The organism is Streptomyces sp. NPDC002602 (genome assembly GCF_042889445.1).
Taxonomy (GTDB): Bacteria; Actinomycetota; Actinomycetes; order Streptomycetales; family Streptomycetaceae; genus Streptomyces.
Genome location: NZ_JBIAQX010000004.1, coordinates 535,494 through 557,474, shown reverse-complemented (window position 1 = coordinate 557,474; position 21,981 = coordinate 535,494). Strand labels below are relative to the sequence as shown.

The window sequence follows — 21,981 nt, the reverse complement described above, 5'->3', positions numbered from 1 at the left end:
CCGAGCCGCGCCCCCGCGCCCCGACGGGAGCCGCCGGTCCATCCGCTCCGGGCCCGCCGCGCGACCGGTGCGGCAGACTCCCGCGCGACCGGCCCCTCGGGCTCCCGCGCGACCGGCGCGGGTCGGCGGTCAGGGCTGCCAGGTCCGCAGGAACGCCGGTTCCGACCAGGTGCCGTGGAGCATCGGCCCCAGCCATGTGGGGGCCGCCGTACGGAACTCGGCCGGGGCCAAGGCGCCCGAGCCCTCCGGGACCGCGCCCATCAGGGGCACACCCGCGGACTTCGGCAGGTCGGCAAGGTTGCATCGCGAGGCCAGGTCCGGATCGGCGGGCCAACTGCCGACCACCACGCCCCACGGGGTCAACGAACGGGCCCGCAGGGCCTCGGCGGTGAGGGTGGTGGCGTTCAGCGTGCCGAGCCCCGCCGGGGCGACGATCAGCACGGGGGCGTCGAGCAGGCGCGCCGCGTCGGCCAGGGTGTTGCCCTCCTCGTCGAAGCGGACCAGCAGCCCGCCCGCCCCCTCGACCAGGACCAGGTCGTGCGAGAGGTCGAGCCGGTGCGCGGCCTCGGCGACGGCTCGGGGCGAGACCGGGGTGAGCCCCGAGCGCCGGGCCGCCGTGTCGGGCGCCAGGGGCTCGGGATAGCGGGCCAGTTCCTCGGCGGTCACGGACGGACCGGCCAGCCGGGCGACTTCCGCCGCGTCGCCCGGTTCGTCGGGACCGACGCCGGTCTGAGCCGGCTTGAGCACCGCCACGGTCAGGCCGGCGGCCGTCGCGGCCGTCGCGATGGCCGCGGTCGTCACCGTCTTGCCGATTTCCGTACCGGTGCCGGAGATCATCAGGATCGTCATGTGGGTCAGCCCTCCCGGGCCGCTGCGCACACCGCACGGCAGATGCGCGCCACGTCGGCGTCGCCCGTCACGAACGGAGGCATCGTGTAGATCAGATCGCGGAACGGGCGCAACCAGACCCCTTCCCGGACGGCCGCCCGGGTGGCGGCGGCCATGTCCACGGGGTGGTCGAGTTGGATGACACCGATCGCGCCGAGGACCCGGACGTCCCGGACGCCGGGAAGCGCCCGGGCCGGTTCCAGGCCCGCCACGAGACCGGCTTCGAGGCGCTTGATCTCCCGTTGCCAGTCCTGGCTCAGCAGCAGGTCGATCGAGGCGTTCGCCACCGCCGTCGCGAGCGGGTTGCCCATGAACGTCGGCCCGTGCGCCAGCACGGGCACCTCGCCGCGGGAGATCCCGTCGGCCACCCGCTCGGTGCAGAGCGTCGCGGACAGGGTGACGTATCCGCCGGTCAGAGCTTTGCCCAGACACATCACGTCCGGGGTGATCCCCGCGTGCTCCGCCGCGAACAGCGCGCCCGTGCGGCCGAAGCCGGTGGCGATCTCGTCCAGGACGAGGAGGACGTCGTACTCGTCGCACAGGTCCCGGAGCACGGCGAGGTAGCCCGGGTTGTGGAACCGCATCCCGCCCGCGCCCTGGACCACGGGCTCCACGATCACGGCCGCCAGCTCGTCGGCGTGCGCCGCGACCAGGGAGCGCAGGTGGGCGACGTACGAGGGGTCCACCGGCACGTCGAACCCGGCCGGCGGGGCGTCCGCGAACAGTTGCCGCGGCAGTTGCCCCGACCACAGCTCGTGCATTCCGCCCTCGGGGTCGCAGACGGCCATCGGCTGCCAGGTGTCCCCGTGGTATCCGCCCCGCCAGGTGAGCAGGCGGGTCTTGCCGGGCCGGCCGACGGAGCGCCAGTACTGGAGGCACATCTTCACGGCGACCTCGACGGCGACCGAACCCGAGTCGGCCAGGAACACGTGCTCCAGGCCGGCCGGGGTGATCTCGACGAGCCTCGTCGCGAGGCGGACGGCGGGCTCGTGGGTGAGCCCGCCGAACATGACGTGCGACATCCGACCCAACTGGGCGGTCACGGCCTCGTTCAGCACCGGGTGGTTGTAGCCGTGGACGGCCGACCACCAGGACGACATCCCGTCGACCAGCTCCTCGCGTCCCTCGGAGGGGGCGGCGAGCCGCAGCCGCACGCCCGACGCGGAGGCGACGACCAGCGGATCCTGCTTACCGGGCATCGGGCCGTACGGGTGCCAGACGTGCTGCCGGTCCAACGCGACCAGGTCGGCTGCCCGCAGCGTGTCGGGCAGCCCGTCCTGCGGATCCTGCCGATCGGCCGGCGCGAGGTGCTGATCAGGCATTGGGGGCGATGTCCGTCCCCGCGCCACGTCGACGAACCGACACCAGGTCCGAGCGCACCTCACCGGGCTCGACCCGGGAGGGGGCCGCGGCCACCGGCTCGGCGTGCCCCGAGCAGCCGCCGCACGCCGAACCGCAGCCCGCCGCCTCGGCGGAGTCCGCGGCCCCGGACGGGCCGCAGAGCGAGGCGCCGCCGCCGTGCGAGCCGCAGCCTCCGGCCGCGGCGGGCGCGGCCGCCGCGTCGGCGCGGTGCGTGGGCAGGGTCGTCGTACCGGCGCCCTCCACCTCGAAACCGGCGTCCGCGATCATGTCCAGGTCGGCCTGACCGGCCTGGCCCTCACTGGTCAGGTAGTCGCCGAGGAAGATCGAGTTGACCAGGTGCAGGGCCAGCGGCTGCATGGAGCGCAGGTGCACCTCGCGCCCGCCCGCGAGCCGGACCTCGACGTCGGGGCAGACGAACCGCACCATCGCCAGGATCCGCAGGCAGCGCTGCGGGGTGAGGTTCCACTCCTTGGCCAGCGGCGTGCCCTCGAAGGGGATCAGGAAGTTGACCGGCACCGAGTCCGGGTCCAGCTCACGCAGCGAGTAGACGACGTCGACGAGGTCCTCGTCGCTCTCGCCCATGCCCGCGATCAGGCCGGAGCAGGCGGACAGGCCGGCGGCGTGCGCCCTCTGCACCGTGTCGACGCGGTCGGCGTACGTGTGGGTCTTGGTGATCTGGCCGTACGTGGCCTCGGAGGTGTTGAGGTTGTGGTTGTAGGCATCCGCACCCGCGTCCTTCAGACGCTCCGCCTGACCGTCCGAGAGCAGGCCCAGGCAGGCACAGACCTCGATGCCCTCGTTCTGCTCCTTGATCGCCTCGATGGTCTTGCCGACCCGGTCGACGTCACGGTCCGTCGGACCGCGCCCGCTCGCCACCAGACAGACCCGCTTGGCGCCGCCCGCGACGCCGGCCGCGGCCGCCTGGGAGGCCTCCTCCGGTTTCAGCCACGTGTACTTGAGGATCTCCGCCTTCGAACCCAGGCGCTGGGAACAGTACGAGCAGTCCTCCGGGCAGAGGCCCGACTTCAGGTTGACCAGGTAGTTCAGCTTCACTCGACGGCCGAACCACTGGCGGCGTACCTTGCCGGCCGCGGTCACCACGTCGAGCAGTTCGTCGTCCGAGGTCGCCAGTACGGCGAGCGCCTCTTCGCGGGTCGGCAGCTCGCGCCGCAGCCCCTTGTCCACCAGGGTGTTCAGCAGGTCCATGAGGCTGATCCTGGCCCACACCGGTACTCCCGGCCAAGGAGAGATCAGACAACATGGCCAGATCGGAGTGTGTGGATCGCCACATCTGCCCCGCGAGCGGCGGCGGCTAGGGTCGAGCAGATCTGTCGACAGCCGACAAAACGCGAGGACCGCCGATGACCGAGCACACCCCGGAGCCCGAGGACGTCTTCGCCTGGATCGACGGCGAGGAGCGGGCACGCGAGCAGGCAGGACTGGTGCGGACGCTGCGTCCGAGGCCGTCCGACTCGCCGCTCCTGGACCTCGCCGGCAACGACTACCTGGGTCTTTCCCGGCATCCCGAGACGATCCGCGGCGCGCGGGAGGCGGCCGAGCGGTGGGGCGGGGGAGCCACTGGATCACGCCTGGTGACGGGTACGACCGAGCTTCATGCCCGGCTCGAGCAGGAGCTGGCGTCCTTCTGCGGGTTCGAGGCGGCGCTGGTCCTCTCCTCCGGCTACGCGGCCAACCTGGCGGCGGTCACCGCCCTGAGCGACCGGGACACGCTCGTCGTCTCCGACGCGGGCAACCACGCCTCGATCGTCGACGGCTGCCGCCTCTCGCGGGCCCGGATCGCGGTCACCCCGCACGGCGACGCGGACATCGCGCGCAAGACGCTCGCCGGGCACGAGGGCCGCGCCCTGCTGGTCAGCGACTCGGTCTTCTCCGTGGACGGGGACGCCGCCCCGCTCCGCGCGTACGCGGCGGCCTGCCGCGACGAGGGCGCGGCGCTGGTCGTGGACGACGCCCACGGACTCGGTGTCCTGGGCGAGGGCGGCCGGGGCGCGTTGCACGCCGTCGGGTTGGCGGGCGCGCCCGGCGTGGTCGCGACGATGACCCTGTCGAAGTCCCTCGGCAGTCAGGGCGGGGTCGTGCTCGGCCCGGCGAAGGTGATCCGACACCTGATCAACACGGCCCGGACCTTCATCTTCGACACCGGGCTGGCTCCGGCCGCCGCGGGCGCGGCGCTCGCGAGCCTGCGTCTGCTCCAGCGGGAACCGGAGCGCGCGGACCGGGTGCGGGAGGTGGCCACCGTGCTCCACGGGCGGCTCACCGCGTCCGGCCTGGCCGCGGCCAGGCCGGACGCGGCCGTGGTGTCGGTGCGGGCCCCGTCGGCTTCGGCGGCACTGCGCTGGGCCGCCGACTGCCGTGAGGCGGGCCTGTTCGTGGGGTGCTTCCGGCCGCCGTCCGTACCGGACGGCATCTCCCGGCTGAGGCTGACCGCCCGGGCGAATCTCACGGGGGAGGAGATCGACCGGGCCGTCGGGGTGATCCTTCGTACCGCTCCCGCCGGAGCCACGGACCGCTGAGGCGGGGCGATCCGTACGGGCGTCAGACGTGAGCGTCCGCCCGTACGGATGCGAGGAAGCCCTGCCAGGCAGGCCCGGTGAAGAGCACGGCCGGGCCGTCCGTCCGTTTGGAGTCACGGACGGCCAGCATGCCGCCGCCGAGGACGGCCGCTTCCACGCAGTTGTTCATTCCGGTGCTGCGGCTGCTCCGCCGCCACCGCGCGCTGATCAGAAGTCCGCTGCTGGACAAGGGGGTTGCGGACACGGGGGTGCCTCCTTACGCGTCGTCAGCGATGGAGCTGATGAGATCCGACGAGTCCTGGGGCGGGAGGGCGTGCGCCTGGATGGTGCGGAACGCGGCGCTGTACGCCTCGAGGTCTTCCTTCCGCTCCAGATAGAGGCTACTCGTCAAATGGTCGAGGACCACCACATCCAGATCGGCGATGCTCGGAAATGAGAAGATGACGAACGGTCCGGTAAGGCCGAGATGGCCCCCCACGCTGAACGGCAGTACCTGGAGCCGCACTTGCGGCAACTGAGCCACCGTCACCAAGTGTCGCAACTGCTCCTCCATCACCCCCGGCCCCCCGATCTGGCGCCGCAGCACCGCCTCGTCCAGTACGGCGCTCAGTTGGAGCGGCGGATCGGCCCGCAGTACCGATTGCCGGGCCAGTCGTACGTCGACCAGCGCGTCCACCTTCGGCTCGGGCAGCCCGCCCAGGGCCGCCCTGGTCACGGCGCGCGCGTACCCGGGCGTCTGCAACAGACCCGGAACCACGGAGAGTTCCACCGTCCGGGCGGCGCGGGCGCCGGCCTCCAGGCTGATGAAGTCCCGGTACTCCTGCGGCAGCAGCCCCCGATAGTCGTGCCACCACTGCCGGCCGCGCGCGGCGTCGCCCGCCCCCGAACCCGCCGCCGAGGCCCCGAGGGCCTCCAACAGGGCCCGCTGCTGCGTGCTGACCACATCGCCGTAGGCGTCGAGGAGCAGCCGGATGTCCGCCGTCTTCGCGCCACTGCGACCCGTCTCGATGCGGCTGATTTTCGACTGATGCCATCCCACGATCCGGGCCGCCTCACCGCTGGTGAGTCCGGACCGGTCACGGAGCGCACGCAGTTCCTCGCCGAGCTTGCGTCGGCGCACCGCGGGACCGTGCTGCATACCCGCTCTCCTTCCACCGGCACAGCTCGCACCAGTCTGCCGTCCGAATACGCTCTTCCGTAGCAGAGTTCACCGCATTGAGCGACAGATATATGCATATCTTGGGAGATCGGCAGAAACGGCGGCACGATGGGTGACACTCTGGCGCTCAGCGTAGATCCGGGACGGTTACGCCCCGGTGGGAAAGGGACGTCGCCATGGCAGATCACCAGGAAGCATCCGTCACTCTGCCGAGCGACCCGGCCTCGGTCGCCGCTGCCCGCCGGTATGTCGCGGAGGTGCTCGGTGAATGGGGACTGCCCGACGAATCCGAGACGGCCGACACCGTGCGGCTGATCGTTTCGGAACTCGCGACCAACGCGGTCCAGCACACGCGCGGTCAGTCGCCCACGTTCACCGTCGACGTCCGGCTGGAGCGCGGTGAATGGCTGCGCGTCGGTGTGACGGACAGTCACCCGCGCCATCCCCGGCGGCTCCCCGCGGCGGTCCAGCAGGACAACGGGCGGGGCATGGTCATCATCCGCTGGCTGGCCGCCGAGGCGGGCGGGCGGCTGTCGGTCACCCCGACCGAGGACGGCGGCAAGACCGTGTGGATCGCGCTGCCGTGGACCGTGGCCGCCGCGACGACGGCCCCCACCGGCTGCTGACGCGGCCCGCCCGCCGGGCCGGCGGGCGGCGGGCCGAGGGTCCCGCGAGCCGAGGGCCCCGCGACCACCCGACTCAGGAGGCGGCGCGCTCCTCGACGCCGCGCTCGATGCACAGTTCGTTCCCCTCGGGGTCGGCGAGCACGACCCAGCCGAGGACCCCGTCCTCGGCCCGCCGGTCGTCCACGATCCGCGCCCCGAGCCCGGTCAGCCGCGCCACGGTCTCGTCGCGCGTCCCGGTGGGCGGCTGGATGTCCAGGTGGACCCGGTTCTTCACGGACTTGGCGTCCGGCACGCGGATGAACAGCAGACCCGGGACGCCGGGCTGTCCCGACTCCAGCAGGATCTCGTCGTCGCCCTCCACGTCGTCCGGATGGATCGGGTAACCGGTCACGGCCGACCAGAACTCCGCGATCCTGTAGGGGTCGAGGGCGTCGAAGGTGATGTGGCGGACAGGGTTGAGAAACATGACTCTCCTCGGAGGAAGGTTCCGTATACGGAACCGGGCGCAGTCCCCGCGCCGGGCGAACCGGGTGCCTCCACGAAACGTGCGTTAACGCGGCGGAAAACTACGGACCCTAGCGTGGGCGTCCGCGGTCTTCCGTCAATGATCACCCATGCGCCGGCAAAGCGACGGTGATCGGAACGGAAAGCCTCCCTCTGCGTTGGACAAGACACGCTTGGCACGGAAATGCCCAGGTCAACAAAGTGTTGACGGCCGATAGGGTCGCGTCGGCGCGGCGTTGATCTTGTCCTGGAAGCATGGTGAACACGAGTGCAATTGACACCGCACGAGCAGGAGAGACTGCTCATCCACGTGGCGGCGGACGTGGCCGAGAAGCGCAGGGCGCGCGGGGTGCGCCTCAACCACCCCGAGGCGGTGGCCCTCATCACCTCGCACATCCTCGAAGGCGCCCGGGACGGGCGGACGGTGGCCGAGCTGATGGCCTCCGGACGCACCGTGCTGGCGCGTGAGGAGGTCATGGAGGGGATCCCCGAGATGATCCACGACGTGCAGGTCGAGGCGACCTTCCCGGACGGCACCAAGCTCGTCACCGTCCACGACCCGATCGTCTGAGGAGGAGCCCCGCATGATCCCCGGCGAAATCCGCTTCGGGGACGGTCCGGTGCGCCTCAACGAGGGCCGTCCCGTCACCCGTCTCACCGTGCTCAACGCCGCCGACCGACCCGTTCAGGTCGGCTCGCACTACCACTTCGCCGAGGTCAATCCGGGCCTCGACTTCGACCGCTCCGCCGCCCGCGGGCTCCGCCTCAACATCGCCGCCGGTACCGCGGTCCGCTTCGAGCCGGGCATCCCGGTCGCGGTGGAACTCGTACCGCTGGGCGGACTGCGGACCGTGCCGGGGCTGCGCGGGGAGACCGGGGGACCCCTCGATGGCTGAGCTGTCACGCCAGGTGTACGCCGACCTCTTCGGGCCGACGGCGGGTGACCGGATCCGGCTCGCCGACACCGACCTCTTCGTGGAGATCGAAGAGGACCTGAGCGGCGGACCCGGACGCTCCGGCGACGAGGCCGTGTTCGGCGGCGGCAAGGTCATCCGCGAATCCATGGGCCAGGCGCGCACCACGCGCGCCGAGGGCGCCCCCGACACGGTGATCACCGGCGTCGTCGTCCTCGACCACTGGGGCGTCGTCAAGGCCGACCTGGGCATCCGGGACGGCCGGATCTGCGGCATCGGCAAGGCCGGCAACCCCGACACCATGGACGGGGTGGACCCCGCCCTCGCCATCGGCCCCGAGACCGAGATCATCGCGGGCAACGGGAAGATCGTCACGGCCGGTGCCATCGACGCCCACGTCCACTTCATCTCCCCGACGGTCATCGACGAGGCCCTCGCCTCCGGCATCACCACCCTCGTCGGCGGCGGAACCGGACCCGCCGAGGGCTCCAAGGCCACCACTGTCACCCCCGGACCCTGGCACCTGGCGAGGATGTTCGCGGCGCTGGAGGCCTACCCCGTCAACATCGGCCTGCTCGGCAAGGGCAACACCATGTCCCGCGAGGGCATGTACTCCCAACTGCGCGGCGGAGCACTGGGATTCAAGATCCACGAGGACTGGGGGGCGACCCCCGCCGCCATCGACGCCTGCCTCGGAGTCTGTGAGGAGACGGGCGCCCAGGTGGCCATCCACACCGACACGCTCAACGAGGCCGGGTTCGTCGCGGACACCCTCGCCGCGATCGCCGGCCGCACCATCCACTCGTACCACACCGAGGGCGCGGGCGGCGGGCACGCACCCGACATCATCACCGTGGTGTCCGAGCCGAACATACTGCCCAGCTCCACCAACCCGACCCGGCCGCACACCGTCAACACCGTCGAGGAACACCTCGACATGCTCATGGTCTGCCACCACCTCAACCCGGCGGTGCCCGAGGACCTCGCCTTCGCCGAGTCGCGGATCAGGCCCTCGACCATCGCCGCCGAGGACGTCCTGCACGACCTCGGAGCCATCTCCATCATCTCCTCCGACTCCCAGGCCATGGGCCGGGTCGGAGAGGTGATCATGCGCACCTGGCAGACCGCCCACGTGATGAAGAAGCGCCGGGGATTCCTGCCGGGCGACGGACCGGCCGACAACCACCGCGCCCGCCGCTACGTCGCCAAGTACACGATCAACCCGGCCGTGGCCCAGGGCCTCGCCCGCGAGATCGGCTCGGTGGAACCCGGCAAGCTGGCCGACCTGGTGCTGTGGCAGCCGGCCTTCTTCGGCGTCAAGCCCGAACTGGTCATCAAGGGCGGCCAGATCGCCTACGCGCAGATGGGCGACGCCAACGCCTCCATCCCCACCCCCCAGCCCGTGCTGCCCCGCCCCATGTTCGGCCATCTGGGGCGGGCCCCCGCCCTGAACTCCCTGAACTTCACCGCGCAGGCCGCGCTCGACGACGGGCTGCCCGAACGGCTCGGACTCGGCAAGCGGTTCACGGCCATCGAGAGCACCCGCAAGGTGACGAAGGCCGACATGCGCAACAACGACGCCATGCCGAGGGTCGAGGTGGACGCCGACACCTTCACCGTCAGCATCGACGGGGAGGTCGTGGAGCCGGCTCCCGCGACCGAACTTCCCATGGCCCAGCGATACTTCCTCTTCTGATGCGCGCCCGCACGACCGGGGGCCGCACCCGATGAGCCTCGCCGCACTGCTCGTCCTCGCGGACGGCCGCTTCCCCGCCGGAGGGCACGCCCACTCCGGCGGGGCGGAGGCCGCCTGCAAGGCGGGCCGGATCCACGACGCGGCCACCCTCGCGGACTTCTGCCGGGGCCGGCTGCACACCTCCGGGCTCGTCGCCGCCGGGCTCGCGGCCGCCGCCGCCCTCGGCCTCGACCCCGTCGAACTCGACGCCGCCGCCGACGCCCGCACCCCCTCGCCCGCACTGCGCACCGCCGCGCGCAGGCTCGGCAGGCAACTGCTGCGGGCCGCCCGCGCGACCTGGCCGGCCGACGAACTGGACGCCCTCGCCGCCGCCTTCCCGCGCGGCGCCCACCAGCCCGTGGTCCTCGGCGTCACCGCCCGGGCGGCCGGACTCGGGCCTTCGGACGCCGCGCACGTGGCCGCGTACGAGAGCGTCAGCGGGCCCGCCACCGCGACCGTGCGCCTGCTCGGCCTCGACCCCTTCGAGGCGAGCGCCGTACTGGCCCGACTCGCACCCGAGCTCGACGCCGTGTCCGCGCGGGCCACCGAGGCGGCCCGGCGCGCCCGCGACGAGGGGACGCGAGCCCTGCCCGCCGCCTCCTCACCGCTGCTGGACATCTCGGCCCAGGTCCATGCCGCCTGGCCGGTACGGCTCTTCGCGTCCTGACCAGCCTCCCCACACCCCCAGGAGAACCCGTGCACCTCGACCACGCCGTGACCTACCCCCACCGCCACACCCACGGCGCCGACCCCGTCCGCGGGGACGGCACCCGCCGCGCCCTGCGCCTCGGCCTCGGCGGGCCCGTCGGCTCCGGCAAGACCGCCACCGTCGCCGCGCTGTGCCGGGCGCTGCGCGCGGAGCTGTCCATGGCCGTCGTCACCAACGACATCTACACCCGCGAGGACGCCGAGTTCCTGCTCCGCGAGGCCGTCCTGCCGCCCGAGCGGATCGCCGCCGTCGAGACGGGCGCCTGCCCGCACACCGCCATCCGCGACGACATCTCCGCCAACCTGGAAGCCGTGGAGGAACTGGAGGAGTCCGTCGGCCCGCTCGATCTGATCCTCGTCGAGTCCGGGGGCGACAACCTCACCGCCACCTTCTCCCGAGGCCTGGTCGACGCCCAGATCTTCGTCATCGACGTGGCCGGGGGTGACGACATCCCGCGCAAGGGCGGCCCCGGAGTCACCACCGCCGACCTGCTCATCGTCAACAAGACCGACCTCGCCCCCCACGTCGGCTCCGACCTGGAGCGGATGGCCCGGGACGCCGCCGAACAACGGGGTGAACTCCCCGTCGCCTTCCAGTCCCTGCGCGGACCCGAGGGAGTGGCCCCGGTGGCCGACTGGGTGCGCGAGCGGATCGCGGCCTGGACGGCCGTACGGTGACCGGTGCCCCGGCGGTACCCGCCCTCGGGCTGCGCGCCACCGCCCGGATCGGCGCCGTCGCCGACGGGCGCGGCGGCACCGCGCTGCCCCTGCTGGCCGGGGAGGGACCGCTCGCGCTGCGCCGCGTCCGGGGCGGGACCGCCGAGGCCGAGGTGATGCTGGTCGGCGCCATGAGCGCCCCGCTCGGCGGGGACCACCTCACCGTCGAGGCGAGCGTCGGGCCGGGCGCCCGGCTCGGCCTCCGCTCGGCGGCGGCCACCCTGGCGCTGCCCGGCCGGGGCGGGGAACCCGCACGGTACGACGTACGGCTGACCCTCGCCGAAGAGGCGCGGGTACGGTGGCTGCCCGAGCCGCTCGTGTCCGTGCGCGGCAGCGACCTGCGGGTCACCACTCGCGTCGAACTGGCCGCCACCGCACGGCTGCTGCTGCGCGAGGAGCAGGTGCTCGGCCGCAGCGGGGAGGTCCCGGGTCTGCTGCGCGGTCGGCTGACCGTGGACCGGGCCGGCCGGCCGCTGCTGGATCAGGAGGTGGCCTGCGGCCCGGGAGCACCCGGCGGCTGGGACGGTCCGGCCGGACTCGCCGGCCATCGGGCACTGGGTCAACTGCTGGTCGTGGATCCGGGGTTCGAGCAGGCGCCGCCCGCCGCCGCCGTGCTCGGCGAGTTCGCGGTGGTGACTCCGTTGCCGGGGCCGGCCGTGTTGGTGACGGCCCTCGCCCCGGACGCGCTCCGGCTGCGGGAACTTCTCGACGCGGCCCGCGTGACGTACGGCTGGTGACGGGAGGGCGGAGCCGGGGCGAACCGGACACCGCTCAGCGGTACACGCCTTTCCGGTTATCGGGTTGGCAAAGAACCGACCCGCGCTCTGTTCCCCGGTGCTGGTCAGGCGAAAGGATCCCCCTGCACGCCGACGACCGCATCAGACCGAATCCGGCCGCCCACGGCGGCACATGACGCAGGGGGAACAACCACGTGATACGCACCGCGGCGCTGGGCAGCGCCGCCACACTGATCACCGGAACGCTGGCGGCGAGCCTGCTGCTGGCCCCGTCCGCGACCGCGGCCACCGCCGCCCGCGACGGCGGCGGGGCCGCCGAGGCGATCGGCGTCCAGATCGCCGCCGCCCGCGCCGCCCGCACGGGGATCGAGTGGAAGGACTGTCCCGCCGACTGGGGCTTCGAGAAGCCGATCCAGTGCGGCTGGGTCAAGGTCCCGCTCGACTACACCAAGCCGTTCGGCAAGACCATCGAGCTCGCGGTCGACCGGATCGGCAGCACCGGCACCAAGCAGGAGCGCCAGGGCGCCCTCGTCTACAACCCCGGCGGTCCCGGCGGTTCCGGCATGCGCTTCCCGCGCCGGGTCACCACCAAGAGCCCGCTGTGGGTCAACACCTCCAAGGCGTACGACTTCGTGGGCTTCGACCCCCGCGGCGTCGGCCACTCCGCGCCGATCTCCTGCATCGACCCGCAGGAGTTCGTCAAGGCCCCCAAGGCCGACCCGGTCCCCTCCAACGAGGCCGACAAGCGCGCCCAGCGCAAGCTCGCCGCCGAGTACGCGGACGGCTGCAAGGAGCGCAGCGGCGAGATGCTGCCGCACATGACCACGCCGAACACCGCGCGCGACCTGGACGTCATCCGGGCCGCCCTCGGCGAGAAGAAGCTGAACTACCTCGGCGTCTCCTACGGCACCTACCTCGGCGGGGTCTACGCGACCCTGTTCCCGCACCACGTGCGCCGCATGATCGTCGACAGCGTGGTCGACCCGGCCGTCGACAACATCTGGTACGAGGCCAACCTCGGCCAGGACGTGGCTTTCCAGATGCGGTGGAACGACTGGCAGGACTGGGTCGCCAAGAACGACTCCGTCTTCCACATCGGCAACACCCGGGCCAAGGTTGAGGCGAAGTACCAGGAGCTGCGCGCCGCCGCCAAGGCGAACCCGATCGGCGGGGTCGTCGGCCCGGCCGAGCTCATCGGCTTCTTCCAGGGCGCCCCGTACTACGACTCCTCCTGGGTGCCCGTCGCCCAGACCTGGAGCAAGTACATCGCCGGTGACACCCAGGCACTGGTCGACGCCATCGCCCCGGACATGTCCGACCTCGCCGGCAACGCGGCCTCCGAGAACAGCAACGCCGTCTACACCGCGGTCGAGTGCGCCGACGCCAAGTGGCCGACCAGCTGGGCCAAGTGGGACCGGGACAACACCAAGCTCCACCAGAAGTACCCGTTCCTGACCTGGTCCAACGCGTGGATGAACCTCCCCTGCGCGACCTGGAAGTCCAAGCAGAGCAACCCGATCGAGGTCGGCGCGAGCGCCAGGCTCGGTCTGCCGCCGGTCCTGATCGTCCAGTCCGAGCGTGACGCGGCCACCCCGTACGAGGGCGCGGTCTCCCTGCACCGCAAGCTCGGCGGCTCGCGTCTGATCACCGAGCAGAACGCGGGCTCGCACGGTGTCACCAGCCTGGTGAACCCGTGCATCAACACCCGCGTGGACACCTACCTGCTCACCGGCAAGGTCGACGCCAAGGACGTGAAGTGCGGACCGCACGCCACGCCCGTCGCCCCGGCCCCGGCCGCCGCGAAGTCCCTCGCCAAGACCCCGGGTGCGGACTTCCCGGCGCGCGAGGAGCTGCCCGCCGTCCGCTAGTCGCGGCCGGTGACGGCGGTCCCACGATCACGGAGAAGGCCTGGCGCGTCCCGCGCGCCGGGCCTTCTTCCGTGCTTCCTCCTCCTCGGCCTTCACCTCGCCGGCGTACCGGTCGACGTACTCCTGGCCGGAGAGGCCCAGCACCGCGTACATGATCTCGTCGGTGACGGCCCGCAGCACGGCCCGCTCGGACTCCAATCCGGCGTACCGCGAGAACTCCATCGGCTCGCCGAAGCGGATCGTGACACGCCGGATCTTCGGGATCCGCTGCCCGGGCGGCTGGATCTCGAAGGTGCCGACCATCGCGCAGGGCACCACCGGCACCCCGGCACCCAGTGCCATCGCGGCCACCCCGACCTTGCCCTTGTACAGCCGTCCGTCGTGCGAGCGGGTGCCCTCCGGGTAGATGCCGAGCAGCTCGCCCTTGGCCAGCACCCCGAGGCCCTCGCGCAGGGCCGCCTGTCCGGCGTCCTTCCCGGAGCGGTCCACCGGGATCTGTCCGGCGCTGCGGAAGAAGGCGGCGGTCAGCCGGCCCTTGACCCCGGGGCCCGTGAAGTACTCGGCCTTGGCGAGGAAGGTGATGCGCCGCCTGAGGATCGCGGGCATCAGGAAGTGGTCCGAGAAGGACAGGTGGTTGCCCGCGATGATCGCGGCGCCCTCCTCGGGGATGTTCTCCAGCCCCTCGATCCGCGGTCTGAACAGCAGCCGCAGCAGCGGACCGAGGAACACGTGCTTGAGCAAGTGGTAGAACACCAGGCCGCTCCCGTCGATGCCCCGTTGTCACCGCCATGGTACGGACAGTCAGCCCTGAGGCAGAGGGGGCGGGAGGGCGGAGCTTCGACGGGGACGTCGGGAAACGCACCGGCGCGGCGCCGGACGGGCAGGCCGCGGGAGGTGCGCTGCGGGGCTCAGGCGCTGCGGGAGGCGGCCATGGCGATGGTCAGCAGCCCCAGCACCACCCAGGCGAACCACAGCCAGCCGTTGCTGCCGATGGTGGCGGAATAGGCGCCGATCGCCACCAGGGCGGCGAAGGTCATGACGGCCATCGTCTTCACGGATCCGGTCATGCCCCATGGTGGCGCCAGAAGTCGTGATCGCGCTACCGGCCACGCGCTTGGAGCGAGGCGAGATACGAGTTGTACGCCTCCAGCTCCTGGTCACCGTTGCGGTCCTCCGCCCGGTCGGACCGCTTCGCGGCCCGCTGCTCGGAGTGGTACCACTGATAGACCAGTGCGATCAGCACGAGCACGGACGGGATCTCGCTGAAGGCCCAGGCGATGCCGCCGCCCCACTGCTGGTCGAGCAGCGCGTCGATGCCGAGGGAGGCGGGCGGGTCCGCGTACGTCTTGATCATCGGCTCGCTCGCCATCATCAGGGCGATGCCGAAGAAGGCGTGGAAGGGCATGCCGGAGAAGAGCTCCAACATGCGCATCACGTAGCCGGGGCGGTGCGGGCCCGGGTCCACGCCCATGATCGGCCAGAAGAAGATCACGCCGACGGCGAGGAAGTGCACCATCATCGCGATGTGCCCGGTCCTGGACTCCATCAGGAAGTCGAAGAGCGGAGTGAAGTACAGCCCGTAGAGGCTGGCGATGAACATCGGGATGGTGAAGGCGGGGTGCGTGATCACCTTCATGTAGCGGCTGTGCAGGAGCATCAGCAGCAACTCGCGCGGACCCTTGGTACCGCGCGGGGCCGGCGGCAGCGCGCGCAGCGCCAGCGTCATCGGGGCGCCCAGCAGCAGCAGGATCGGGGTGATCATGCTGATCACCATGTGCTGGACCATGTGCACGCTGAACATGACCATGCCGTAGTCGTTGAGCTTGGTGCACATCACCAGGATCACGGTCAGCACGCCGACGGTGAAGGCGATCGTGCGGCCCAGAGGCCAGTCGTCCCCGCGCCGCCGCAGCCGCAGCACCCCCCACCCGTACAGGGCGAGACCCAACAGCGAGCCGAACAGGAAGAAGGCGTCGAAGGAGAACTCCAGACCCCGTCCGAGAGTGAAGGGCGGCAGGTCCATGTTCATGTCCATGCCGTGCCCGCTGTGATCCATCTGTTCACTCCCTCGACCCGTGATGCCCCACCACAGTAGTGCCGCCCCCGAACGCGGAAGCGTCCGGGGGCGGTGTCGTGTCAGAAGGGGGGAAACATCACAGAACGGTCTCCGCCTCTTCATAGCGCTCGGCCGGCACCGTCTTGAGGGTCTGCACGGCGTCCGCGAGCGGCACCATCACGATGTCGGTGCCGCGCAGCGCGGTCAGCATGCCGAACTCGCCCCGGTGCGCGGCCTCCACCGCGTGCCAGCCGAAGCGGGTGGCGAGGACCCGGTCGTACGCGGTGGGCGTGCCGCCGCGCTGGACGTGGCCCAGGATCACCGGTCGGGCCTCCTTGCCGAGGCGCTCCTCCAACTCCACGGCCAGCCGGTTGCCGATCCCGGCGAACCGCTCGTGGCCGTAGATGTCGGTGCCGCCGGCCTCGACGGCCATCGAGCCGCCCTCGACGGGCTTCGCGCCCTCGGCGACCACGACGATCGCGAACCGCTTGCCGGCGGAGAACCGCTCGCCGACGATCGCGGTCAGCTCGTCGATGTCGAAGGGGCGCTCCGGGACGACGATCGCGTGCGCGCCGGCCGCCATGCCCGAGTGCAGGGCGATCCATCCGGTGTGCCGGCCCATGACCTCGACGACCATCACGCGCTGGTGGGACTCGGCGGTGGTCTTCAGCCGGTCCAGGGCCTCGGTGGCCACGCCGACGGCGGTGTCGAAACCGAAGGTGACGTCGGTCGACGCGATGTCGTTGTCGATGGTCTTCGGGACGCCGACGATCGGCAGGCCGCCCTGCGACAGCAGGTTCGCGGCCTTCAGGGTGCCCTCGCCGCCGATCGGGATGACGGCGTCCAGGCCGAGGTCCGCGAGGTGACCGCGGGCCCGCTCCACGCCGTCGCGCAGGTGCGCGGGCTGGACCCGGGAAGAACCGAGGATCGTGCCGCCGCGCGCCAGGATGCCGCTCACGTCGTCGAGGTCGAGCTTGCGGTAGTCGCACTCCAGGAGGCCGCGCCAGCCGTCGTGGAAGCCGATCACCTCATCGCCGTGGTCGACGACGGCGCGGTGCACGACGGAGCGGATGACGGCATTGAGGCCGGGGCAGTCGCCTCCGGAAGTGAGCACACCAATGCGCATGGCAGGAGGAACCTTTGCAACGTGGGCCGACGACCGGACCACGTCGTCCGGTTGGAACTACCTGTCACCCTACAAGCGGATCCCCGATGGACTGAACCATCCTCCACATGCTGGGCGGATCCGCGGTGCGAACGCACGTCGGCCCGGACACCCCCTGGGGAATCCGGGCCGTACGGCACGTGGCGCGCGGGTTACGCGGGCTGCGTGGCCGCCGCGATGCGCTCGTTGCGCAGTGCCTCGTACCAGCGGTCGTCTATGGCCGGCAGCGCGTTCACGTCGAGGGCCAGCTTCAGCAGCAGGTCCGCGATCAGCGGGTTGCGGGCCATCACCGGGCCGTGCATGTACGTGCCGAACACGGTGTCGTTGTACGCGCCCTCCGTGCCGTCGCCGCTGCCGTTGCCGCGACCCAGCCGGGTGCGGGCGAAGGGCTTGGCGGACGGCCCGAGGTGGGTGACGCCCTGGTGGTTCTCGAAGCCCGTCAGCGGGGGCAGGCCCAGCCGCGGGTCGATGTCCGCGAGGACGTCGCCGACGCACCGCTCGCCCTCGCCGCGCACGGTGACCACGTCCAGCAGGCCGAGGCCCTGCTGGCGCTCGCCCATGTCGTTGACGAACTCGGTGCCGAGGATCTGGTACCCGGCGCAGACCGAGAAGACGATCGCCCCGTTCGAGACGGCGCGCTCCAGACCGCCGTCGCGCACCAGGCGCTCCGCGGCCAGTCGCTGCGGGCGGTCCTCACCGCCGCCGATCAGGTAGATGTCGCCCGAGGTGGGGATGGGCTGGTCGCTGCGCACGTCCACGCGCTGCACGTCCAGGCCGCGCTGGCGCGCCCGGCGCTCCACCACGAGGGCGTTGCCCTGGTCTCCGTACGTGCTGAGCAGGTCGGGGTAGACCCAGACCAGACGCAGGCTGTTGTCGCTCATGCTCTTGTCCTCTGTGGGTACTAGTTGCCGACGCGGCGGCGCACGTCCTGGAAGGCGGTGTAGTTGGCGATCAGCTCGATCTGTCCGGGCGGAGCCAACTGGACGGCCTCGTCGAGGGTCTCGCAGACACGGAAGTCCAGGCCCGCGACCTCCAGGCGGACCGCGAGGTCCAGCTTGCGGTCGCCGATCACGAAGATCGGGTGACCGGCCAGCCGCGGATAGTCGACGTCCCACAGCCAGGAGGTGTCGGTGCCGTCGGCGCCGCGCGCGTTCACCGACAGGATCACCGGGGTGGGCGGCGGGTCGATCAGCGAGAACGTCTCCAGCCAGCCCGCCGGGTTCTTGGCGAGCAGCAGCCGCAGCTCGCGGCCCATGAAGTTGACCACGTCGTAGCGGCCGGCCACGGCCTGCACCTGGTACATCCGCTCCAGCGCGACCTGCGGCGGGACGCCGAACACGGCGGCCACGGCGGCCGAGGTGGCGGCGTTCGCCTTGTTGGCGCGGCCGGGCAGCTGGAGGTGGATCGGCCAGGCGCTCCCGTGCGGGTCGAGCACGTGGTCGCCGGAGAGCACCCAGCTCGGGGTGGGACGCCGGAAACCGCACTCGCCGCAGAACCAGTCGTCGCCCGGGCGCTGCATGACGCCGCCGCAGGAGGGGCACGACCAGGCGTCGTCCTTCCACTCCTGGCCGGCGGCCACCCACACCACGTTCTGCGAGGACGAGGCCGACCACACGATCAGCGGGTCGTCGCAGTTCGCCACGATGACGGCCTTGGAGCCCGAGAGCCCCTCGCGCCACTTCTCCGCGAGCATGCGGGTCTCCGCGGCGCGGTCCAGCTGGTCGCGGGAGAGGTTCAGCAGGGCGATCACCTTGGGCGTGACGTCCCGGGCCACCCCGGCCAGGTACTTCTCGTCCACCTCGATGACGCCGTACTTGGCGTCCGAGCCGCCGGCGAGCGCCGAGGTGATGCCGGCCGGCATGTTCGCGCCGAGCGCGTTCGAGACGACCGGACCGCTGGCCCGCAGGGCCTCCGCGATCAGTCGGGTCGTCGTGGTCTTGCCGTTCGTCGCGGAGACGAGGACGACATCGAGATGCTGCGCCAGCGCGCCGAGGAGATCGGGGTCGAGCCTGAGTGCGACCTTGCCACCGATCACCGATCCGCTTCCGCGTCCCGCGGCCCGCGACACCGCCGCCGCGGCCTTGCCCGCCGTCACGGCCAGCTTGGCCCGCGGCGAAAGCGGCTCCGTGTTGCCTGCCATCGTCCCTTGTCCTCCTTGCGTCGGTCGGCCCCAGCCTATCCAGTACCTGCCGGAGCCTTGACCGCGGCGCCCCCGGGACGTCGCGGATCTCCTCATATATTCGCCCGTCGTACTCTTACCGCCATGCGACAGCGCCCCATTCCCGGCACCACCGGACTCGTCCGCACCATGAGCCTGCTGGGCGATCCGGTGCTCCACTCGGCCTGCGCGGAGGTCACCGAATTCGGGCCGCCGCTCCACCGGCTGATCGAGGACATGTTCGCGACGATGTACGCCGCGGAGGGCGTCGGCCTGGCTGCCAACCAGATCGGCGTGGGCCGGCGGGTGTTCGTGTACGACTGCCCCGACGACGAGGACGTCCGTCACGTCGGGCACATCGTCAACCCGCGGCTGGTCACGGCCGACGGGGACGGGTTCCGCGGCCCCGAGGGCTGCCTCTCGCTGCCCGGCCTGGAGGCCGGCACGGTCCGCTTCGACCGCGCGGTCGTCGAGGGGTTCACCTCCGACGGGGCGCCCGTGCGGATCGAGGGGACCGGGTTCTTCGCGCGCTGCCTCCAGCACGAGTGCGATCACCTCGAAGGCACGGTCTACGCGGCCCGGGTCACCGGGTGGCGGCGACGCAGGCTGCTGCGGGCGATCCGCCGCACGCCGTGGGGTGCGCGGGGAATCGCCCGGCTGGACGAGCGGGGGCGGCCTGCGGACGCGGACCAGGGCCGGGGATAGGCCCGGATCGGTCCGGTCGGCGCCCGCCCGGCCGGTCAGAAGCCGGGACCGTCCGCCCGGTTGCCGGCGGTCGCCAGCCGGCCCCACAACAGGTCGGTGAGGGCCGTGACCAACTCCGCCCGCTCGCAGGGGCGTTCGCCGAGCCACCAGTCCCCGGCGGCGTGCATCATGCCCACGATGCCGTGGCCCCAGACCCGGGCGAGGCGCTCGCCGCCGGGGCCAAGGTCGACGCGTTCGCCGATGACCTGGGCCAGTTCCTCGCCCAGGCGGCGCAGCAGGGGGGCCGAGTGGAGCCCGACGTCGAAGCCGCGCTCGGCGGCGTGCGAGTCCTCGGCGGGATGCATCAGGAAGCGGTACACCTGCGGGCGGGCCTCGATCGCGACGAGGTAGGTGTCCAGGGTGGCCTCCACCCGGCGGCGGCGCTCGGCCGGGGCGTCGAGCGCGGCCCGCAGCGAGTCGAGCAGCGCGTCGGTGTGCCGCACGGCGAGGGCCTGGTAGAGCCCCGCCTTGTCGCCGAAGTGCCGGTAGAGGATGGGCTTGGTGATGCCCGCCTCGGCCGCGATGGCGTTCATGGAGGCCTTGGGGCCGTCCCTGAGCACGACCCGGTCGGCGGCTTCGAGCAACTCCCGGCGCCGGCGTTCGGCCGCTCCCGGTTCGCCGGCCTGCTGAGTGGTCTCCATGACGTGTTTCTCTCCCCGCCCTTGCGATGTGCGTGACGCCCACGCAACGTAACACTCCGCAGGCCCCGTCGATCGACTCGACGGCCGCCCTCCGGGCCGAACGGGCCCCGCTTGACACTGCTTACCCGTCGGTAACAGACTGTGGCCCTCGATGTGGTTACCGCTGGTAACCACCCGGGGTGGGCAACCGTACGTGCATGAGACAGCTGGAGGGGACATGGCGGAGTTCACCATGGAGCTCAACGACGACCAGAAGCAGGTCCGGGACTGGATCCACGGCTTCGCCGCCGACGTGATCCGGCCCGCCGCCGCGGAATGGGACGAGCGCGAAGAGACTCCGTGGCCCGTCATCCAGGAGGCCGCCAAGCTCGGCATCTACTCCGTCGACTTCTACGCGCAGCAGTTCTTCGACCCCACCGGTCTCGGCATCCCCATGGCGATGGAGGAGCTCTTCTGGGGCGACGCGGGCATCGCCCTGTCCATCGTCGGCACCGGCCTCGCCGCCATCGGGGTCGTCGCCAACGGCACCGAGGAGCAGATCGGCACCTGGATCCCGCAGATGTACGGCGACCAGAACGACGTGAAGGTCGCCGCCTTCTGCTCCTCCGAACCGGACGCGGGATCGGACGTGGGGGCGATGCGCACCCGCGCCGTCTACGACGAGGCCAAGGACGAGTGGGTGCTCAACGGCACCAAGACCTGGGCGACCAACGGCGGCATCGCCAACGTCCACATCGTCGTCGCCGTGGTCGACCCCGAACTCGGCACCAAGGGGCACGCCTCCTTCATCGTGCCTCCGAACACCCCCGGCCTGTCGCAGGGCCAGAAGTTCAAGAAGCACGGCATCCGCGCCTCGCACACCGCCGAGGTGGTGTTGGAGGACTGCCGCGTCCCCGGATCCTGCCTCCTCGGCGGCAAGGAGAAGCTCGACGAGCGGCTCGCCCGTGCCCGCGAGCGGGCCAGGGCCGGCGGCGGCGAGCGCGTGAAGAACGCCGCCATGGCCACCTTCGAGGCCTCCCGCCCGGCGGTGGGCGCGATGGCCGTGGGCACGGCCCGCGCGGCCTACGAAGTGGCCCTGGACTACGCCAAGACCCGGACCCAGTTCGGTCGGCCGATCATCGACAACCAGGGCGTGGCCTTCCAACTCGCCGACATGCGCACGCAGATCGACGCGGCCCGGCTGATGGTGTGGCGGGCCTCCTGGATGGCGATCGCGGGCAAGCCCTTCACCGCCGCGGAGGGGTCCATGTCGAAGCTGTTCGCGAGCGAGGTCGCCAAGAAGGTCACCGCCCAGGCGGTCCAGATCCTCGGCGGCAACGGGTTCACCCGCGAGTACCCGGTGGAGCGCATGCACCGCGACAGCGCGATCTACACGATCTTCGAGGGCACGAGCGAGATCCAGCGCCTGGTGATCGCCCGCACGATCTCGGGGATGCCGATCCGCTAGTGCGGTGACCGGGTGCCG

24 protein-coding genes are annotated in these 21,981 nt (G+C 71.8%); 11 read left to right on the top strand and 13 right to left on the bottom strand.

The window, feature by feature from the left end:
• Positions 1-129: 129 nt before the first annotated feature.
• The 3 genes from bioD to bioB are packed head-to-tail and all read right to left on the bottom strand — an operon-like array spanning position 130 to position 3,456.
• Positions 130-849: a dethiobiotin synthase gene (gene bioD, locus ACFYW3_RS15610; protein ID WP_389386533.1), complete on the bottom strand. Its 720-nt coding sequence runs from the start codon at positions 847-849 to the stop codon at positions 130-132.
• Between the two features lie 5 nt (positions 850-854).
• Positions 855-2,210 (bottom strand): adenosylmethionine--8-amino-7-oxononanoate transaminase, encoded by a 1,356-nt coding sequence (locus tag ACFYW3_RS15605; RefSeq protein WP_389386532.1) that lies wholly within the window; start codon positions 2,208-2,210, stop codon positions 855-857.
• The gene (gene bioB / locus ACFYW3_RS15600) at positions 2,203-3,456 is read right to left on the bottom strand and encodes a biotin synthase BioB (protein WP_389386531.1); all 1,254 of its coding nucleotides are present in this window, start codon (positions 3,454-3,456) and stop codon (positions 2,203-2,205) included. Before bioB ends, ACFYW3_RS15605 begins: the two co-directional genes overlap by 8 nt.
• Before the next feature lie 155 nt (positions 3,457-3,611).
• Between bioB and ACFYW3_RS15595 the strand changes: the two genes are divergently transcribed.
• Positions 3,612-4,784 (top strand): 8-amino-7-oxononanoate synthase, encoded by a 1,173-nt coding sequence (locus ACFYW3_RS15595; protein WP_389386530.1) that lies wholly within the window; start codon positions 3,612-3,614, stop codon positions 4,782-4,784.
• A gap of 22 nt (positions 4,785-4,806) precedes the next feature.
• Here the strand turns inward: ACFYW3_RS15595 and ACFYW3_RS15590 are convergent, their stop codons facing one another.
• Together ACFYW3_RS15590 and ACFYW3_RS15585 are read right to left on the bottom strand one after the other, a co-directional pair.
• Entirely contained in the window at positions 4,807-5,028 is a 222-nt protein-coding gene (locus ACFYW3_RS15590; RefSeq protein WP_389386529.1) for a DUF397 domain-containing protein, read from the bottom strand.
• A 12-nt stretch (positions 5,029-5,040) separates the two neighbouring features.
• Complete coding sequence (locus ACFYW3_RS15585; protein WP_351754453.1) at positions 5,041-5,922, bottom strand: helix-turn-helix transcriptional regulator; 882 nt, start codon at positions 5,920-5,922, stop codon at positions 5,041-5,043.
• A gap of 197 nt (positions 5,923-6,119) precedes the next feature.
• Here ACFYW3_RS15585 and ACFYW3_RS15580 point away from each other — a divergent pair, with 197 nt between their 5' ends.
• A complete protein-coding gene (locus ACFYW3_RS15580; RefSeq protein ID WP_351372775.1) occupies positions 6,120-6,569 on the top strand; it encodes an ATP-binding protein in 450 nt (149 codons plus the stop codon).
• A gap of 73 nt (positions 6,570-6,642) precedes the next feature.
• Here the strand turns inward: ACFYW3_RS15580 and ACFYW3_RS15575 are convergent, their stop codons facing one another.
• A complete protein-coding gene (locus tag ACFYW3_RS15575) occupies positions 6,643-7,035 on the bottom strand; it encodes a VOC family protein (RefSeq protein WP_389386528.1) in 393 nt (130 codons plus the stop codon).
• Between the two features lie 306 nt (positions 7,036-7,341).
• On the opposite strand from ACFYW3_RS15575, the gene ACFYW3_RS15570 reads away from it, so the two are divergent.
• From ACFYW3_RS15570 to ACFYW3_RS15540, 7 genes are all read left to right on the top strand, one after another.
• Positions 7,342-7,644 carry an urease subunit gamma gene (locus ACFYW3_RS15570; RefSeq protein WP_053683293.1) on the top strand — a complete coding sequence of 101 codons (303 nt, stop codon included), beginning with the start codon at positions 7,342-7,344 and terminating at the stop codon, positions 7,642-7,644.
• A gap of 13 nt (positions 7,645-7,657) precedes the next feature.
• Entirely contained in the window at positions 7,658-7,969 is a 312-nt protein-coding gene (locus tag ACFYW3_RS15565) for an urease subunit beta (RefSeq protein WP_266951686.1), read from the top strand.
• A complete protein-coding gene (locus ACFYW3_RS15560; RefSeq protein WP_389386527.1) occupies positions 7,962-9,683 on the top strand; it encodes an urease subunit alpha in 1,722 nt (573 codons plus the stop codon). Before ACFYW3_RS15565 ends, ACFYW3_RS15560 begins: the two co-directional genes overlap by 8 nt.
• A 31-nt stretch (positions 9,684-9,714) precedes the next feature.
• Positions 9,715-10,389 carry an urease accessory protein UreF gene (locus ACFYW3_RS15555; RefSeq protein WP_389386526.1) on the top strand — a complete coding sequence of 225 codons (675 nt, stop codon included), beginning with the start codon at positions 9,715-9,717 and terminating at the stop codon, positions 10,387-10,389.
• 29 nt (positions 10,390-10,418) lie between these two features.
• Positions 10,419-11,108, top strand: a complete 690-nt coding sequence (gene ureG / locus ACFYW3_RS15550; RefSeq protein ID WP_389386525.1) for an urease accessory protein UreG — start codon at positions 10,419-10,421, stop codon at positions 11,106-11,108.
• Entirely contained in the window at positions 11,105-11,884 is a 780-nt protein-coding gene (locus tag ACFYW3_RS15545) for an urease accessory protein UreD (RefSeq protein WP_351754444.1), read from the top strand. Before ureG ends, ACFYW3_RS15545 begins: the two co-directional genes overlap by 4 nt.
• Before the next feature lie 194 nt (positions 11,885-12,078).
• Positions 12,079-13,752 carry an alpha/beta hydrolase gene (locus tag ACFYW3_RS15540; protein ID WP_351754441.1) on the top strand — a complete coding sequence of 558 codons (1,674 nt, stop codon included), beginning with the start codon at positions 12,079-12,081 and terminating at the stop codon, positions 13,750-13,752.
• Between the two features lie 27 nt (positions 13,753-13,779).
• On the opposite strand, the gene ACFYW3_RS15535 is transcribed toward ACFYW3_RS15540, so the two are convergent.
• The 6 genes from ACFYW3_RS15535 to ACFYW3_RS15510 form a co-directional block, all read right to left on the bottom strand.
• Entirely contained in the window at positions 13,780-14,505 is a 726-nt protein-coding gene (locus ACFYW3_RS15535) for a lysophospholipid acyltransferase family protein (RefSeq protein WP_351754439.1), read from the bottom strand.
• A 155-nt stretch (positions 14,506-14,660) separates the two neighbouring features.
• A complete protein-coding gene (locus ACFYW3_RS15530; protein WP_351754436.1) occupies positions 14,661-14,819 on the bottom strand; it encodes a hypothetical protein in 159 nt (52 codons plus the stop codon).
• Positions 14,820-14,851: 32 nt separating this feature from the next.
• Positions 14,852-15,808 carry a cytochrome c oxidase assembly protein gene (locus tag ACFYW3_RS15525; RefSeq protein ID WP_053683308.1) on the bottom strand — a complete coding sequence of 319 codons (957 nt, stop codon included), beginning with the start codon at positions 15,806-15,808 and terminating at the stop codon, positions 14,852-14,854.
• A gap of 97 nt (positions 15,809-15,905) precedes the next feature.
• A complete protein-coding gene (locus ACFYW3_RS15520) occupies positions 15,906-16,934 on the bottom strand; it encodes a 6-phosphofructokinase (protein ID WP_351754434.1) in 1,029 nt (342 codons plus the stop codon).
• Between the two features lie 191 nt (positions 16,935-17,125).
• On the bottom strand, positions 17,126-17,854 hold the full coding sequence (locus tag ACFYW3_RS15515; RefSeq protein ID WP_053683312.1) for a type 1 glutamine amidotransferase: 729 nt from the start codon (positions 17,852-17,854) through the stop codon (positions 17,126-17,128).
• Positions 17,855-17,874: 20 nt separating this feature from the next.
• Positions 17,875-19,113, bottom strand: a complete 1,239-nt coding sequence (locus tag ACFYW3_RS15510) for a MurT ligase domain-containing protein (protein ID WP_053683314.1) — start codon at positions 19,111-19,113, stop codon at positions 17,875-17,877.
• Positions 19,114-19,236: 123 nt separating this feature from the next.
• Here ACFYW3_RS15510 and def point away from each other — a divergent pair, with 123 nt between their 5' ends.
• Positions 19,237-19,836, top strand: a complete 600-nt coding sequence (gene def / locus ACFYW3_RS15505; RefSeq protein WP_351754430.1) for a peptide deformylase — start codon at positions 19,237-19,239, stop codon at positions 19,834-19,836.
• Between the two features lie 35 nt (positions 19,837-19,871).
• Here the strand turns inward: def and ACFYW3_RS15500 are convergent, their stop codons facing one another.
• Positions 19,872-20,516 (bottom strand): TetR family transcriptional regulator, encoded by a 645-nt coding sequence (locus ACFYW3_RS15500; protein ID WP_351754428.1) that lies wholly within the window; start codon positions 20,514-20,516, stop codon positions 19,872-19,874.
• A gap of 217 nt (positions 20,517-20,733) precedes the next feature.
• On the opposite strand from ACFYW3_RS15500, the gene ACFYW3_RS15495 reads away from it, so the two are divergent.
• A complete protein-coding gene (locus ACFYW3_RS15495; RefSeq protein WP_351754426.1) occupies positions 20,734-21,963 on the top strand; it encodes an acyl-CoA dehydrogenase family protein in 1,230 nt (409 codons plus the stop codon).
• The last annotated feature ends 18 nt before the right edge of the window (positions 21,964-21,981 follow it).

Excerpts from the sequence above, each read along its gene's own strand:
- bioB (WP_389386531.1), bottom strand. The coding sequence starts at position 3,456 with ATGGACCTGCTGAACACCCTGGTGGACAAGGGGCTGCGGCGCGAGCTG.
- ACFYW3_RS15495 (WP_351754426.1), top strand. The coding sequence starts at position 20,734 with ATGGCGGAGTTCACCATGGAGCTCAACGACGACCAGAAGCAGGTCCGG.
- ACFYW3_RS15530 (WP_351754436.1), bottom strand. The coding sequence starts at position 14,819 with ATGACCGGATCCGTGAAGACGATGGCCGTCATGACCTTCGCCGCCCTG.
- ACFYW3_RS15595 (WP_389386530.1), top strand. The coding sequence starts at position 3,612 with ATGACCGAGCACACCCCGGAGCCCGAGGACGTCTTCGCCTGGATCGAC.
- ACFYW3_RS15500 (WP_351754428.1), bottom strand. The coding sequence starts at position 20,516 with ATGGAGACCACTCAGCAGGCCGGCGAACCGGGAGCGGCCGAACGCCGG.
- ACFYW3_RS15555 (WP_389386526.1), top strand. The coding sequence starts at position 9,715 with ATGAGCCTCGCCGCACTGCTCGTCCTCGCGGACGGCCGCTTCCCCGCC.
- ACFYW3_RS15565 (WP_266951686.1), top strand. The coding sequence starts at position 7,658 with ATGATCCCCGGCGAAATCCGCTTCGGGGACGGTCCGGTGCGCCTCAAC.
- ACFYW3_RS15560 (WP_389386527.1), top strand. The coding sequence starts at position 7,962 with ATGGCTGAGCTGTCACGCCAGGTGTACGCCGACCTCTTCGGGCCGACG.
- ACFYW3_RS15520 (WP_351754434.1), bottom strand. The coding sequence starts at position 16,934 with ATGCGCATTGGTGTGCTCACTTCCGGAGGCGACTGCCCCGGCCTCAAT.
- ACFYW3_RS15515 (WP_053683312.1), bottom strand. The coding sequence starts at position 17,854 with ATGAGCGACAACAGCCTGCGTCTGGTCTGGGTCTACCCCGACCTGCTC.
- ACFYW3_RS15585 (WP_351754453.1), bottom strand. The coding sequence starts at position 5,922 with ATGCAGCACGGTCCCGCGGTGCGCCGACGCAAGCTCGGCGAGGAACTG.
- ACFYW3_RS15605 (WP_389386532.1), bottom strand. The coding sequence starts at position 2,210 with ATGCCTGATCAGCACCTCGCGCCGGCCGATCGGCAGGATCCGCAGGAC.
- ACFYW3_RS15575 (WP_389386528.1), bottom strand. The coding sequence starts at position 7,035 with ATGTTTCTCAACCCTGTCCGCCACATCACCTTCGACGCCCTCGACCCC.
- ACFYW3_RS15525 (WP_053683308.1), bottom strand. The coding sequence starts at position 15,808 with ATGGATCACAGCGGGCACGGCATGGACATGAACATGGACCTGCCGCCC.
- ACFYW3_RS15510 (WP_053683314.1), bottom strand. The coding sequence starts at position 19,113 with ATGGCAGGCAACACGGAGCCGCTTTCGCCGCGGGCCAAGCTGGCCGTG.
- ACFYW3_RS15580 (WP_351372775.1), top strand. The coding sequence starts at position 6,120 with ATGGCAGATCACCAGGAAGCATCCGTCACTCTGCCGAGCGACCCGGCC.
- bioD (WP_389386533.1), bottom strand. The coding sequence starts at position 849 with ATGACGATCCTGATGATCTCCGGCACCGGTACGGAAATCGGCAAGACG.
- def (WP_351754430.1), top strand. The coding sequence starts at position 19,237 with ATGCGACAGCGCCCCATTCCCGGCACCACCGGACTCGTCCGCACCATG.